The organism is Massilia sp. LMS1-1-1.1, from assembly GCF_040815535.1.
GTDB classification, from domain to species: Bacteria; Pseudomonadota; Gammaproteobacteria; order Burkholderiales; family Burkholderiaceae_D; genus Janthinobacterium; species Janthinobacterium aestuarii.
Window position 1 is genome coordinate 412,827 of the sequence record NZ_JBFPNG010000034.1, and the last position, 14,532, is coordinate 427,358.

9 protein-coding genes are annotated in these 14,532 nt (G+C 66.1%); all 9 read right to left on the minus strand.

What is annotated here, in order from left to right:
• Nucleotides 1-8 precede the first annotated feature (8 nt).
• The 9 genes from MRBLMS1_RS20670 to MRBLMS1_RS20710 all read right to left on the minus strand — a co-directional run bounded on the left by MRBLMS1_RS20670 (nucleotide 9) and on the right by MRBLMS1_RS20710 (nucleotide 14,526).
• On the minus strand, nucleotides 9-2,309 hold the full coding sequence (locus MRBLMS1_RS20670; RefSeq protein ID WP_485881528.1) for a DUF8189 domain-containing protein: 2,301 nt from the start codon (nucleotides 2,307-2,309) through the stop codon (nucleotides 9-11).
• A gap of 164 nt (nucleotides 2,310-2,473) precedes the next feature.
• Nucleotides 2,474-2,950 (minus strand): hypothetical protein, encoded by a 477-nt coding sequence (locus MRBLMS1_RS20675; protein ID WP_128141883.1) that lies wholly within the window; start codon nucleotides 2,948-2,950, stop codon nucleotides 2,474-2,476.
• Nucleotides 2,951-3,164: 214 nt separating this feature from the next.
• Nucleotides 3,165-4,382, minus strand: a complete 1,218-nt coding sequence (locus MRBLMS1_RS20680) for an acetate/propionate family kinase (protein ID WP_485881531.1) — start codon at nucleotides 4,380-4,382, stop codon at nucleotides 3,165-3,167.
• Nucleotides 4,379-5,794: a bifunctional enoyl-CoA hydratase/phosphate acetyltransferase gene (locus tag MRBLMS1_RS20685; RefSeq protein WP_485881533.1), complete on the minus strand. Its 1,416-nt coding sequence runs from the start codon at nucleotides 5,792-5,794 to the stop codon at nucleotides 4,379-4,381. The genes MRBLMS1_RS20680 and MRBLMS1_RS20685 overlap by 4 nt, the downstream gene beginning before the upstream one ends.
• A 9-nt stretch (nucleotides 5,795-5,803) precedes the next feature.
• On the minus strand, nucleotides 5,804-8,068 hold the full coding sequence (locus MRBLMS1_RS20690; protein ID WP_485881535.1) for a DUF3141 domain-containing protein: 2,265 nt from the start codon (nucleotides 8,066-8,068) through the stop codon (nucleotides 5,804-5,806).
• Between the two features lie 47 nt (nucleotides 8,069-8,115).
• A complete protein-coding gene (locus tag MRBLMS1_RS20695) occupies nucleotides 8,116-9,240 on the minus strand; it encodes an ABC transporter permease (protein WP_034746452.1) in 1,125 nt (374 codons plus the stop codon).
• A gap of 1 nt (nucleotide 9,241) precedes the next feature.
• On the minus strand, nucleotides 9,242-11,986 hold the full coding sequence (gene rbbA, locus MRBLMS1_RS20700) for a ribosome-associated ATPase/putative transporter RbbA (RefSeq protein WP_485881538.1): 2,745 nt from the start codon (nucleotides 11,984-11,986) through the stop codon (nucleotides 9,242-9,244).
• A gap of 2 nt (nucleotides 11,987-11,988) precedes the next feature.
• Nucleotides 11,989-13,062, minus strand: coding sequence for an HlyD family secretion protein (locus MRBLMS1_RS20705; protein ID WP_128141877.1), 1,074 nt, complete (start codon nucleotides 13,060-13,062; stop codon nucleotides 11,989-11,991).
• An 18-nt stretch (nucleotides 13,063-13,080) separates the two neighbouring features.
• Nucleotides 13,081-14,526, minus strand: a complete 1,446-nt coding sequence (locus MRBLMS1_RS20710; protein ID WP_485881882.1) for an efflux transporter outer membrane subunit — start codon at nucleotides 14,524-14,526, stop codon at nucleotides 13,081-13,083.
• Nucleotides 14,527-14,532 lie beyond the last annotated feature (6 nt).

Consider the following 14,532-nt stretch of genomic DNA (forward strand, 5'->3'; position numbering starts at 1 on the left):
TCCCTCCCTCAGAAGCACGATACCACGCCGCCCAGGTTTTCATAGCCGCTCACGGAGGGCGACCAGGCCGTGCCGTTCCACGCCTTGTGGAACAGCGCGCCATTCGTGCCCGTGACAAACACGTCGAGGCGGTCCGGCGCCCAGGCCGTGACGCGCGGACGCGAAGTACACACGCCACCCAGGTTGTCAAAGCCCGTCAGGGAAGGCGACCAGGCCGTGCCATTCCAGGCCTTGTGATACAGGGCGCTGTCCGTGCCGATGACGAACAGGTCGAGCCGGTCCGGTGCCCACGACACGGCTTCCACCTCGCCCACGCAGATACCGCCCAGCCGTTCGAAACCATCGTTGGAAGGCCCCCATTTCGACCCATCCCACCACTTGTGGTACAGCGCGCCATCGGTGCCCGTGACGAAGACGTCGAGGCGGTCCGGCCCCCATGCCACGGCCTTCGGCGACGAGGTGCAGATGCCGCCCAGACGTTCATAGCCCGTCAGCGACGGTCCCCAGGCAGTGCCGTCCCACCACTTGTGGTACAGGGCACGGTCCGTGCCGACGACGAAGACATCGAGGCGGTTCGGCCCCCATGCCACGGCTTCCGGCTGGCCCAGGCAAATGCCGCCCATGGCTTCGTAACCGGTCAGCGACGGCCCCCAGGCGGACCCGTTCCACCACTTGTGATACAGGCCACGGTCCGTGCCGACGACAAATACGTCGAGGCGGTTCGTGCCCCAGGCGACGGCACGCGGGTCACCCACGCACAGGCCGCCCATCGCTTCATAGCCGGTCAGCGACGGTCCCCAGGCCGTGCCGTTCCACCATTTATGGAACAAGCCGCTGTCGGTGCCCGTGACGAACACATCGAGCCGGTTCGGCCCCCACGACACCACTTGCGGCGCACTGGTGCAGATGCCGCCCTGGGCTTCATAGCCGCTGACGGACGGCGCCCAGGCCGTGCCATTCCAGGCCTTGTGGTACAGGGCGCGGTCGGTGCCTACCACGAACACGTCGAGCCGGTTCGCGCCCCAGGCCACGACGGGAGAGGAACTCTGGCGCGGCGTGGCGCCCGTACCTGCGCCCCCCGTGCCGATGCTGGCGCGCGGGCCATCGAGGCAAGCCTGCATGCGCGCCACCTGGCCTGCCGTGAACATGAACATGGCGGGATCGTCGACGTAATCCATGTAGTTCATGAACATGTCGCCATTCGGCCCGTTACTGCACGACACCTGGGGAAACGAAGGCTGGCCCATGTTCGGCCCGCCCTGGTTCGGGGTGTCGGCCACGTTGTCCGTGCCCGAGCAGCCGGTGCCGTCGTCGCCCCAGATATGGTTCAAATTCAGCCAGTGGCCGATTTCATGCGTGGCCGTGCGCCCCAGGTGGAACGGCGGCGCCGCCGTGCCGCTCGTGCCAAAGGCCGATTGCAGGATCACCACGCCATCGGTGACGGCCGGGCCGCCGGGAAACTGCGCGTAACCGAGCAAGCCGCTACCGAGCTGGCAGACCCAGATATTCAGGTAACTGTCGGCTGGCCAGGCATCCATGCCGCCCGTCGCCTGCGACTTGACGGCATCGTCCGCGCCAAACGAGGCCACCGTCGTCTGGCGCCGCTCGATGCCGCTGGTGGCCGCGCCATGCGGATCGGTCGTGGCCAGCGCGAACTCCACGCGCGCATCGGCCGTCAACGGCAGGAATGGCGCCGGCGTGCTGTTCACATCGGGATTGACGCGCCGGAAGTCGCGATTGAGCACATCGATCTGGCTGGCGATCTGCGCATCCGAGATATTCTGCTCGGCCGTATTCCACACCACGTGCACGACCACCGGAATGTGCGTCACGCCGGAACGCCCGGCAATGCTGGCGTCGCCCTCGTAGAGCCCCGCCAGATTCTCGATATCGGCGCGCACGTTCGCGTACGACGGATCTTCGGTGAGCAGGCGGCGATGCACGTCCATCGTGGCGCAGGTGCGCTTCTGCGGGGTGCCGCCCTGCCCGCCGCCCTGCCCTCCATCACCGCCGCCGCCCATGCCGCCACCATCGCCTCCCATGCCACCGCCAACGCCCACCTGCATGCAACTGGCGCCCGCCATGCCCTGCGGCGCCTGCTGCATGCCGCCGCCCGGCATGTCGCCGGCATTCACGGCGGCCGCGCCCTGGGTGAGCGCCGCCTGGTCCGCGTACGACACGCCCAGGCGCGGCCCCGGCATGGCATCCGCCACCCGGGCATCGGCCTGCACATCGCCCTCGACCGGCATGGCAGGCATGTCTTCGGCCGAGCTGGTGGCCGGCGATTTTTTCGTTTTAGCGGTGCTCATGATGTCTCCTTCGTCTATGTGCCAATTCACTATGGCACGGCGAAAAGAGGAGCACTTGCGCGAGATCAAGACTGGCAAGCGACGCCAGGGAAAAGTGGCGGACGAAAAAAAAGACAGCCGAAGCTGTCTTTTTGGCTTGCAGGCCGAAGCCCGCAAACGGTGCATTATTTGGCGGCGGCGGCCTTGACTTCAGCGTCGGCCTTGGCCTTGGCTTCTTCCGTTTTGGTGGCGGCGATGGCTTTATCCTGGTTCGCTTCCACTTTTTCCTTGGCCACTTTGGCGTCCGCATTCACGCTGGCCTTGTGCGCTTTCGCATCGGCCTTGGCGGCAGCTTTGTCAGCCTTGGCTTGCGCCTTCATCTTGTCTTCCGGATCGGCGTCGACCACTTTGTCGTGGGCCTTGGCCTTGGTTTTATTGGCCTTGTGCTGGGCGTCGGCTTTCTTTTCGTCGGCCTTCATTTCGGCCTTGGCGACGTTGGCGTCAGCCTTGGCATCGACTTTGGCTTCCTTGTTGGCGGCCTTGTTGATGTCATGCTGCGCAGACGCCTGGGCGCTGGCAACGGCTGGGGTAGCTGGCGCCGTTTGCGCGATGGCAGCGGTGGCAAACAGGGTAGCGATCAGGGTGGCGAGTAATTTGTTCATGATGAGACCTTTCAATATGGTTTAATTTTATTCTTACTAAAGGCGGGCAAAATGTTCAAAATTTGCCAGGCATCGCGCTGTTTCTTGATGTAGCGCAATGGCATGACTTCATAGTAAAGATAACGGGCAAACCACACAGTGCGTTAGCGCACTCAACGGAAAATATGTGCAAATCAGCAAATTTCCCATTGGGTGCGATGCAGGCCTCATAGCCTCATGCGCCCACGGCCAGCGCCGCGTGGCGGGCAGCCACCCATTCCTCGTTGGCCGGCTCCACGCCCACGACGATGCGGCTGGCATCGGTGGAGATACAGCTGGCGTTGCGCGCATTGGCCTCCCCGTCAAGCACGGGGCCGATAAACCCCAGCTCGTCGCAGATGCGCTGGCGCAGCTCGGCGCTGTGTTCGCCGATACCGGCCGTAAACACCAGCATGTCCAGCCCACCGAGCACGGCCGTCAGGGCGCCGATCTCGCGCACGATGCGGCGGATATACAAGTCCAGCGCGGCGCGGATGCGTTCTCCCGTGGCATCCTGCCGGTCCTGCTGCGCCAGCAAGACCGGCGGGTCGGCCGACACGCCCGATACGCCCAGCAAGCCCGACTCGTGGTACAGCACGTGCGCCACTTTTTCCAGCGACAGTTTTTCGATCTCCATCAGGTAGATAACGGCGCCCGGATCGAGCGAACCGCAGCGCGTGCCCATCATCAGGCCATCGAGCGCCGAAAAGCCCATGGTGGTGGCCACGCTGTGCAAATTCTCCATGGCGCACAGGCTGGCGCCGCTGCCCAGGTGGGCCACGATGACCTTGCCGCGCGCGACAGCGCCAAAACGCTGCTCCAGCACCAGCGACTGATATTCGTATGACAGGCCGTGGAAGCCATAGCGGCGCAAGCCCCGCTCCCACGCATCGTAAGGCAGGGCCAGCATCTGCTCGACCTGCGGCACCGTGTGATGGAAGGCCGTGTCGAAGCACGCCACCTGGGCGATGTCGGGCCGTGATTCGAGCAGCACCTCGATCGCTTCCAGCGCGAACGGCTGGTGCAGGGGCGCGAGCGGCACATAACTTTTCAGGTCGGCCAGCACGGCAAAATCGATGCGCACGGGGGCGAAATATTTGCTGCCGCCATGCACGACGCGGTGCGCCACGGCGCGCAGCGGACGCCCGTCCAGCTGCGCCACCACTTGCGCGCGGATGTATTCGAGTGCCGCGTGATGCGGCTGCTGCGGATCGAGCTGCAGGGCGACGGCCGGCAGGCCGCCGGCGCGGTAGGTGGCGTTTTCGCGGCCGATGCCTTCGACCTTGCCGCTCCATTGCGCCTGCTGCGGCAGCACGCCGCCCGTCTGCTCGAACAGGGCGAACTTGATGCTCGACGAACCGCAATTGAGCACGAGGATCAGGGTGCCATCGGCATGTTGGACTGCTGCGTTCATGGCGGCGTGCTCCGGTAATGGTTGGCCAGCATCACGGCGATGGCACACGAAGCGATGCGGCTGGCGCGCGAGTCGGCGCGGCTGGTGAGGATGACGGGGATTTTCGCGCCCAGCACGATGCCGGCGCTGTCCGCGTCGCCCATGTACTCAAGCTGCTTGGCCAGCATGTTGCCGCTTTCCAGATCCGGCACCAGCAGGATATCGGCGCGGCCCGCCACCTCGGAGACGATGCCCTTGACGGTGGCAGCGGCGATCGACACGGCATTGTCGAAAGCCAGCGGACCGTCGAGGATGGCGCCCGTGATCTGGCCACGGTCGGCCATCTTGCACAGGGCGGCCGCGTCCAGGGTGGCCGGCATGTCCGCGTTCACCGTTTCCACGGCGGCCAGGATGGCCACGCGCGGACAGGCCACGCCGATCACGTGGGCCAGGTCGATGGCGTTGCGCACGATGTCGGCCTTCATGGCCAGGTTAGGTGCGATATTGATGGCCGCGTCCGTGATGATGAAGGGACGCGGATACGCGGGCGTCTGCATCAGGAAGCAGTGGCTGATGCGGCGCTTGGTGCGCAGGCCGGCGCTGGCCGACAGCACGGCCGACATCAGTTCATCCGTGTGCAGGCTGCCCTTCATCAAGGCTTCCACTTCGCCCTTGCCCGCCAGTTCGGCGCCGCGCGCGGCGGCCGCATGGCTATGCTCGACGTCGGCAATGGCGATACCGTCCAGGCTCAGGCCAGCCTCCAACGCCACCGCTTCCAGGCGCGCGCGCGGCGCCACCAGCACGGGGGTGATCAGGCCGGCCGCATGCGCGTCAAGCGCGCCGGACAGGCTCAGTTCATCGCAAGGATGGATCACGGCTACCCTGATCGGCCCCAGGGTGCGCGCGTGCTCGAGCAGGCGCCGCGTGCCGTCGCCGTTATGCAGGCGTACTTCGGGCAAGGTGGCGCGCGCCCGCTCGATCTGCTCGGCGGGCGCGATCACCTGCGCCTCGCCCTCGAGCACCACGGCGCCATGCTGGTTGACGCAGCGGCAAGCCAGGGTCACGTGGCGGCTGCGCGGTTCCAGCGCCGTGACGGTGACGCTGATGGCCAGGGTATCGCCCACGCGCACGGGCTGCAAAAAGCGCAGGGTCTGGCCCGTGTAGACGGTGCCGGCGCCGGGCAGGCGCGTGCCCAGCACGGCGGAAATGAGGGAGGCGCCCCACATGCCGTGGGCGATCACGCCCTGGTAGCGGGTGGCGGCGGCAAATTCCGTATCGAGGTGCTGCGGGTTGTCATCGCCCGACATCACCGCGAACAGGGCGATATCGTCCATGCTCAGGGTGCGCGTGATGCTGGCCGTGTCGCCGATGGCGATCTGGTCGAAGGTGCGGTTGCGTACGATATTCAAATCATCGTCTTGGGGAGTAGTCATCGTGGTCTTCTATACAGGGGTAATGTGTTTGGCCGGTTTGGCTTTGGGGCCGACAGCGGATGTGCGCGCGTCTGGCGGCAGCGCCTTCGCCTGTGCCTTGACCGCGCGGTCGAAAACATCGAGCATCTGCTGCAGGCTCGCTTCCTCGTCCGGCGTCGGCGCCTCGGGCACTTGCAGCACTTGCTGCAGCCACTCGGCCAACGCACCGATGTCGTCAGGGTCGGCGCGCGACAGCAAGGCCGGCAACGCGGCGATGGCCGCATCGAAATCATGCAGCATCAGGCGCGCCTGCTGGCGCACGATACCGCGGAATTCCTCCATGCCGACATCCTGCCGGTATTGCGGCTTGATCAGTTTGAGGGCCAGGTTGACCCTGCGCTCGTCGGCGATCATGCGGAAGCGGTAGATATAGAACAGCGCGCGCACGGCCGCTTCCACCAGGCCACCCCGCTGCATGTCCTCGTCCATCTTGCGCGTTTCGCAGCGCACGTATTCGCAATGCTCGGGCGAGATGCCGGGATGCGGGCGCGGCGGCGTCGTATCGCCGATGGCTTGTCCCGTCAGCGCCTGCACCAGCGGCGAACCGTACACCAGGTCGAAGGTCGTTTCCTGCACCGTGTCGCGCCAGTCGCGCCAGCCATTCAAGCCGGCCGTGATGGCGCCGGAGATCGCTTCCTGCATGGCCAGCAGCGGATTGTCGGGTGATACGGGCTGGCGCTGGGCGCGCACTTTCTCCGCTTCCTTGGCCACCAGCCTGGCCAGCGGATTGTGGTCGGTCCAGCGCTCGTACGACACGCGCAGCGGGTGCGCCAGCTGCAGGAAGCGCGCCGTCTGCGGCGTGACCATGGCGCGCACCCATGGCTGCGCAAACGTGCGGTACAAGGCCAGGTTCACCTCGGACACGCGCGCGGCGGCGGCGAACTTGCGGTCGTTTTCCACGCTCGGCTGCACGATGGCGCGTACGTCGTCGATGCCGCGGTGCTCGACCTGCAGCACGTAGTCGCCGCTGGCCAGGTCGGCGTTCGGCGTATCGGGCGTCTTGTCGACGATCCGCGCTTCGTAGATGCCGGCCGGCAGCAGGTTGATCAGGTCGATATTGCTGGCGAATTTCTGGTGTTCCTTGTGCCCCACCTTGGCCGACACGAAGATGCCCAGGTGGCCGATGCTGTCATGCACGGCGTAGACGATGGTCTGGTCGTGCATCAGCACGTCCTTGTCGTCGCGGTACAGGTCCGTGATCCAGCCCAGGGCCTGCGGCGGCGGCGTGATGTTGTCGCCATTCGAGCAGAACACGACGATGGGCGAACGGATATTGCGCAAGTCCAGGCGCACGCCGTCGGAGGTGATCAATTCGGCCGTGGCCAGGCGGTTGCCGATGAACAGATTGTCGACGATGTATTGCATCTCGACGTCATTGAGGAAAACGTGGCCGCCCCAGTATTTTTCAAATTCCAGGTAACGGGGCGCTTCCGTGTCGATGTTCGCGTACAAGTTGTACTGCTTGCTCCACAGCGTGTTGGCCGGGTTGAGCTTCTCGAAATTTTGCACCAGGCTGGCGCCATCGAAGCGGCCGTTGCCCAGGTCGCCCGCCAGGGCCGTGGCCCAGCTGCCGCCCATCAGGCCGCCCGCGTAGCGCATCGGATTGCGGCCATGCCAGCCGGCCCAATACGACACGGGCGCGCCGGCCACGATGATGGGGCCGAACAATTCCGGGCGCATGGCCGCCGTCATGAGGATTTGCCAGCCCGCCTGGCAATTGCCGATGACGACGGGTTTACCCTCGCTGTGCGGATGCAGGGCGATGACTTTTTCCAGGAAGGCCGCTTCGGCGTGCATCACGTCTTCCACCGTCTGTCCCGGCACGGGATCGGGAAGGAAGCCGATGAAGTAGCATGGGTGGCCGGCGCGCAGGGCCACGCCGATCTCGCTCTCGGCCTTGAAGCCGCCGATGCCGGGACCATGGCCGGCGCGCGGATCGACGACGACGAACGGGCGTTTCGATGGATCAGGTTCGGGCGCATCGGGCGTCAGGATGCGCGCCAGGCCGTAGTTGACGGGACGCGCCAGCTCCAGGCCCGACATCACCAGTTCGGCGGGGAAGTCCAGCACGTTCGGCACTTCCTCGGCCATGTGTTCCTGATACTGGTTACCGCGCCGGCGCATCACGTCCGCGTACAGCACGATGCGCTGCCACGAATCGCGCGTATAGTCGCCCAGCACGCCCAGCGACGGCAAGCCGCCGGTGGAGAAAAATGGTGCAGCTTCGGTTTTCATGGCTATCCTTTTCATGCAAAAAACGCCGGACCATTCCGGCGCGGGAGCTACGCCATCTGGCTGATGGTCTTGCGAAAACGGGCAAGGGCAAACGTGAACAGGGCCGTGCCGATGGCCAGCAGGGCCAGGAACGGTTTCCACACCACGTCGATGCCGGCGCCCCGGTACAGGATCGCCTGGCTCAATTCGACGAAATGCGTGGTCGGGGCGATCAGCATGATGTTCTGCACCAGTTCAGGCATGCTTTCGCGCGGCGTGCTGCCGCCCGAGAGCATCTGCAGCGGCAGCAGCACGAGGATCAGGAGCATGCCGAACTGCGGCATGCTGCGCGCCACGGTGGCGAGGAAAATACCCATCGACGTGGTGGCGAACAGGTGCAGCGCGGCGCCGCACAGGAACAGCGCGATCGAGCCTTCGATGGGCACGTGCAGCATGCCGCGCACCACGAGGTTCAGCGACAAGGCGGCGGCCAGCAGCACCACGAGGCCCATCGACCATACCTTGCCCAGCATGATTTCGGCAGGCGTCACGGGCATCACCAGCAAATGCTCGATGGTGCCGTGTTCACGCTCGCGTATCAGCGCCGCGCCCGTCAAAATGATCGACAGCATCGTCACTTGGTTGATGAGCTCCATCAGCGAGCCAAACCAGGCCTGGCTCAGCGACGGGTTGAAGCGCGCGCGCATCACCAGCTCCACGGGCGAGACGGTTGCGCCCCGGTAGCGCTTGGCGAATTCCGATATCTCGCCGGCGACGATCTGCTGGATGTAGCCGCTGCCGCTGAAAGCCTGGCTCATGCGCGTGGCGTCCACGTTCAGCTGCAGTTCCGCCTGGCGTCCGCCCAGCACGTCGGCCTGCAGCTTGGGCGGGATCGTCAGCACGAACGTGTACTGGCCCGCGTCCAGGCCCGCATCGACCTGGCTCTGGTTGATCATGGCCGGCGGCGTGAACTGAGGCGGGAAGAAGGCCGAGGCGATGCGCCCGGACAGGGGCGAGCCATCCTCGTCGACGATGGCGATCGACGCCATGTGCAGGGTTTCCGGCTTGGCCGTGGCGGCCACGTAGATGGCCAGCGTGAACGTGTAGAGGATCAGGATCAGCATCATCGGATCGCGGATCAGGCTCCAGATTTCCTTCACGCCCAGGCGGTAGATGTTTTCAAGGTGGCGCATATCAGCTCTCCTGCTTCTTCAGCAGCGCCACGGTCACGCCGAGGATCACGGGGATCGCCACGATCAACGGCCAGAACGAAGCGTGCAGGTCGCCCAGTCCCAGCGCCTTGTTGAACACGCCGCGGCTGATATTGAGCATGTGCGTGGCCGGGTACATCAGGCCGATGGCCTTGCCCACGCCTTCCATCGACGAAACGGGATTGAGCAGGCCGGAAAACTGGATGGCCGGGATCATGGTGCCGATCATGGTCACGAACAGGGCCGCGATCTGGCTGCGCGTAAAGGTCGAGGCGAACAGGCCGATGCCGGTAGCGCAGATATTGAAGATGAAGGTGGCGCCGATCAGGGTCGCCAGGCTCCCCTTGACCGGCACGCCGAAAGCGGTGACGGCCAGCAGCGCCATGAGAAGGAAGTTGAACATGGCCAGCACGACGTAGGGCACCTGCTTGCCGAGCAAGAATTCCAGGCGCGTGACGGGCGTCACGTACAGGTTGATGATGGAGCCGAGTTCCTTTTCACGCACGACGGACAGCGCCGCCAGCATGGCCGGCAGCATCAGCAGCAGCAGGGGAATCACGGCCGGCACCATGGCCGGCAGGCTTTTCACGTCGGGGTTGTAGCGGTAGCGCGTCTGGATGGCGACGGGGTTGCTCATCGTGATGCCATAGCGGTGCAAGGCCTGGTCGGCCAGCCACAGCTGATGCATGCCCTGCACGTAGCCTTGCACGGTTTCCGCGCGCATCGGCATGGCGCCGTCGATCCACGCGCCCACCTGAGCCGGCGCGCCGCGCTGCACGTCGCGCGCGAAGCCGGGCGGGATCTCGATGGCCAGCGACAGTTCTCCGCTGCGCATGCGCTTGTCGATATCGGCATAGTCGCGCAACGGCGCTCGCTCGATGAAATAGCGCGAGCCGGCCAGGTTGTTCGTGTAATTCTGGCTCAACGTCGTCTGGTCGTGGTCGAGCACCGCATAACTCAAGTCTTCCACATCGAGGCTGATGCCGAAGCCGATGACGAACAGCAGCAGCACGGAGCCGCCCAGCGCCAGGGTCAGGCGCACGGGATCGCGGCGCAATTCCAGCGTTTCGCGCCACATGTAGCTGAGCATGCGGCCCAGGCTGAAGCGGCTGCGCCGGTGTTCCTGTTGCGGTGCGACCGCTTCCGCCTTCTGCGCGGGCGCCTCGCTTTCCTGCGCCGCCGGCGCCGTGCCGCCGCCCGCCTCTTCCAGGTAGGCGATGAAAGCCGCTTCCAGCGAAGGCGCGCCCTTCTTGCGCACCAGTTCGGCCGGCGCATCGCTGACCAGCACTTTCCCCGCATGCATCAGCGAGATGCGGTCGCAGCGCTCGGCCTCGTTCATGAAGTGGGTGGAAATGAAAATGGTGACGTGGTCGCGCCGCGCCAGCTCGATCATCAGGCGCCAGAAATTGTCGCGCGCGATCGGGTCGACGCCGGACGTCGGTTCGTCGAGGATCAGCATTTCCGGCTTGTGCACCATGGCCACGGCCAAAGACAGGCGCTGGCGTATGCCCAGCGGCAGGCTGTCGGGCAAGTCGTCCATCACCGCGCGCAGGTCGAAGCGCTGCGCCATTTCGTCGATGCGCGCAGGTATCTCGCCCTCTGGCACGTGGAACAGGCGCGCATGCAGCACCAGGTTCTGGCGCACCGTCAGTTCGCTGTACAGTGAGAACGCCTGCGACATGTAGCCGACCCGGCGGCGCGTGTCGATATCGCTGGAATCGACCTGCTTGCCGAACAGCCAGGCCTTGCCTTCCGTGGCCGGCAGCAAGCCCGTGAGCATCTTCATGGTGGTCGACTTGCCGCAGCCGTTCGAGCCCAGGAAGCCGAAGATTTCGCCGCGGCCGATGCGGAAATTCACATGGTCGACGGCCGTAAAATCGCCGAAGCGCATGGTCAGGTCTTGCGCCTCGATGGCGACGTCCTGCGCGCTGGCGGCGTCCAGCGGCGTGATGACGACGGGCTGGTGGCCCGCGCGCTTCGCTTCCGGCAGCAGCTTGATGAAAGCCGCTTCCAGATTGCCGCTGTCCGTGCGCGCCAGCAGTTCGGCCGGTGTGCCCGTATCGAGCACCTTGCCGTCATCCATGGCCACGAGCCAATCGAAGCGCTGCGCCTCGTCCATGTAGGCCGTGGCCACCATCACGCTCATTTGCGGGCGCTGCACGCGGATGCCGGCGATCAGGTCCCAGAACTGGGCACGCGCCAGCGGATCGACGCCGGTGGTCGGCTCGTCGAGAATCAGCAGGTCGGGATCGTGGATCAGCGCGCAGCACAGGCCCAGCTTCTGCTTCATGCCGCCCGACAGCTTGCCGGCCGGGCGCGCGAGGAACGATTGCAAACCCGTACTGCGGGTCAGCTGGTCGATGCGGCGGCGGCGCTCGGCCGCGTCGTGGCCGAACAGGCGCGCGAAAAACTGCAGGTTTTCCTCGACCGACAGGGTCGGATACAGATTCTTGCCCAGGCCTTGCGGCATGTAGGCGATGCGCGGGCAGACGTCGTCGCGGTGGCGCGCATCGCGCATGTCGCCACCCAGCGCCATCACTGTGCCCTGCTGCACAGCGCGCGCGCCCGCCACCAGCGACAGCAAACTCGATTTGCCCACGCCATCGGGACCGATCAAGCCCACCATGCGGCCGGCCGGCACGTCGAGGTCGATGCCGTCCAGCGCCACCGTCTTGCCGTAATGCTGGCTGACGCCGCGAATGCTGACGACAGAATTGTTCACGTCCATGGTCACTGCGGAACCTTCGCCGTCAATTCAGCGGGCCAGGCCTGCTTGGTATCGAGACGCACCCAGGCCACGCCGGGCAAGCCCACTTTGACGAGGGCCAGATGCTTTTGCAGCAGTTCGCGGCTGATCTGCGCTTTCACGCGGAACATCAGCTTCTGGCGTTCGCTGGCCGTTTCCACGGTCTTCGGCGTGAACTGCGCGCTGGCGGCAACAAACGAGATCGTCGCCGGTATCACGTACTGGGGCGCCGCGTCGAGGATGATGCGCACTTCGCCGCCCAGCGCCACCTTGCCGGCCGCCGTTTCGGGCAGGAAGAAAGTCATGTAGACGTCGGACAGGTCGACCAGGTTGAGCACCTTGCCGCCGCCGGCCAGCACTTCGCCCTGCTGCGCCACCAGGTATTGCACACGGCCGTCGCGCGGCGCCGCCAGCTGGCCATCGGCTAGGTCGGCATCGATGCGCGCCGTCGTCGCCTCGGCCGCCACGACGGCGGAACGCGAGCCGACCACCTGCGCCTTGGCTGCGTCGATGGCCGCCTGCGCCGCCGTCACCTGCGCCCTGGCCGCATTCAGGGCGGCGGCCACGCTGCGCACGCGGGCACGGTCGTCATCGAGTTCCTGCACCGAGGACGCGCCCTCTTTCGACAGGGTCTCGGAGCGGGCCAGGCGGCGCTTGGCCGCATCGAGTTCGCTTTCGCGCTGCGCCACCATGGCCAGCGCGGCCGCCTTGTCGCTCTCGCGCACGGCCACCTGCGCCTGCGCGCCGACCACCGCATCGGATGCCTGCTGCTGGCGCGCGCGCGCCTCGTCGCGCTGGGCCGCCAGCGAGTCCACCTGCATGGTGGCCAGCGGCTGGCCCGCCTTGACGAAGTCGCCCTCGCGCACGAGGATCTCCTTGACCCTGCCGGCCAGCTTGGTGGCAACGTCGATTTCCGTCGCTTCGATGCGGCCATTGCCGCTGACAAAACCTTCGCCAGGACCGGTGGGACGCATTTTTTGCCAGGCCACATAGCCGAGCACGAGAACGGCCACGACGAGCGCCGCGGGGATGAGTTTTTTCTTCAGTTGAGCATTCATGATATCGGGGCGATCAAATTAGTGGGTGGAAGCGGCGGCGGAGGCGACGGGCGCGCCGCCGCCCAGGGCTGCATACAGGCTGACCTGACTCGAGAGCAGCGCGCGGCGCGTCTGCACCAGCTGCTGCTCCACCGTCAGCAAGTCGCGCTGCGCGTCGAGCACTTCCAGGTAGGGCGCGGCGCCATTGTCGTAGCGCAGCTTGGCCAGGCGCGCCCGTTCGCTCTGCGCGGCCAACGTCGTCTTGCCGATGTCGACCTGCAGCGCCAGCCAGCGCCGGTTCGACAGCGCGTCGGCCACTTCGCGGAACGCGCCCTGCACGCTCTTTTCATAATTGGCCACGGCCACATCGCGGCGCACCTCGGCAAGGTCCATATTGGCGCGCAGGCGGCCCGCGTCAAAGATCGGCAGCACCAGGCGCGGCGCGAGATTCCAGGCGCCGCTGCCCGAGTCGAACAAACCGTTCAATTCCGCGCTGGCCGTGCCGTAGGCGGCCGTCAGTGAAATCGTCGGGAAGAAGGCGGCGCGCGCGGCGCCGATATTGGCTTGCGCGGCACGCAACTGGTGTTCGGCCGCGATCAGGTCGGGACGCTGCGTGAGCAAGGCCGATGGCAAGCCCGCATGCAGCGGCTGCAGCACGCTGGCGTCGTCGAAACGGCGCACCTCAGCCACCGGCGTCAGATCGACGGGGCCGCCCACCAGCTGGGCCAGCGCGTGCGCCTGCACGGCGCGCGCCTGTTCCAGCTGTGCCGACAGCGAGAGGGCCTGGCTGAGCAGGGTTTCCACCTGCGTCAGGTCCAGCTTGGAAATCGACCCTACCTCAAAGCGGCGGGTGAAGATGCGCAGCGATTCGGCGCGGCTGTCGACGGTGGCGCGCGCCAGCTCCACCCTTTCGTCGAGTTCACGCAAGCCCAGGTAGCCATTGGCCACCTGCGCCACGAGGGCCACGCCGACGGCGCGGCGCGCCTCGTCGCTGGCCAGCAGGGTTTGCAGCGCGCTGTCTTTCAGGCTGCGTACCCGGCCCCAGAAATCGAGTTCCCAGGCGCTCACGTTCAAGCCCGCCTGGTATTGCGCGCTGGTCATGGCGCGGCCCGTCGGACTCAGGTCATCTGGCACGCGTGCGCGGCTGCCCGAGGCGCCCAGCGCGATGGTGGGAAATTGCTCCGCGCGCTGGATGCCATACGCGGCGCGCGCCTCTTCCACGCGCAACGCGGCGATGCGGATGTCGCGGTTGCTGGCCAGCGCCTGCGCAATGAGCGCCTGCAGGCGCGGATCGGCAAAGTAGCTTTGCCAGGCGACGTCGGGCGCGTGCGCGCCGGCCGGATCGGTTTCCGGATACTGCGCCGCCACGGGCAGCGGCGGTGGCGCATACGCCGGCGCCATCGAGGCGCAGCCGGCCAGGGCCAGCGTGGCTGCCAGGGCGGCCAGCATGGCGCGGTGTGGCAAGGTAAAAACAGCCATGGTCATCATCTT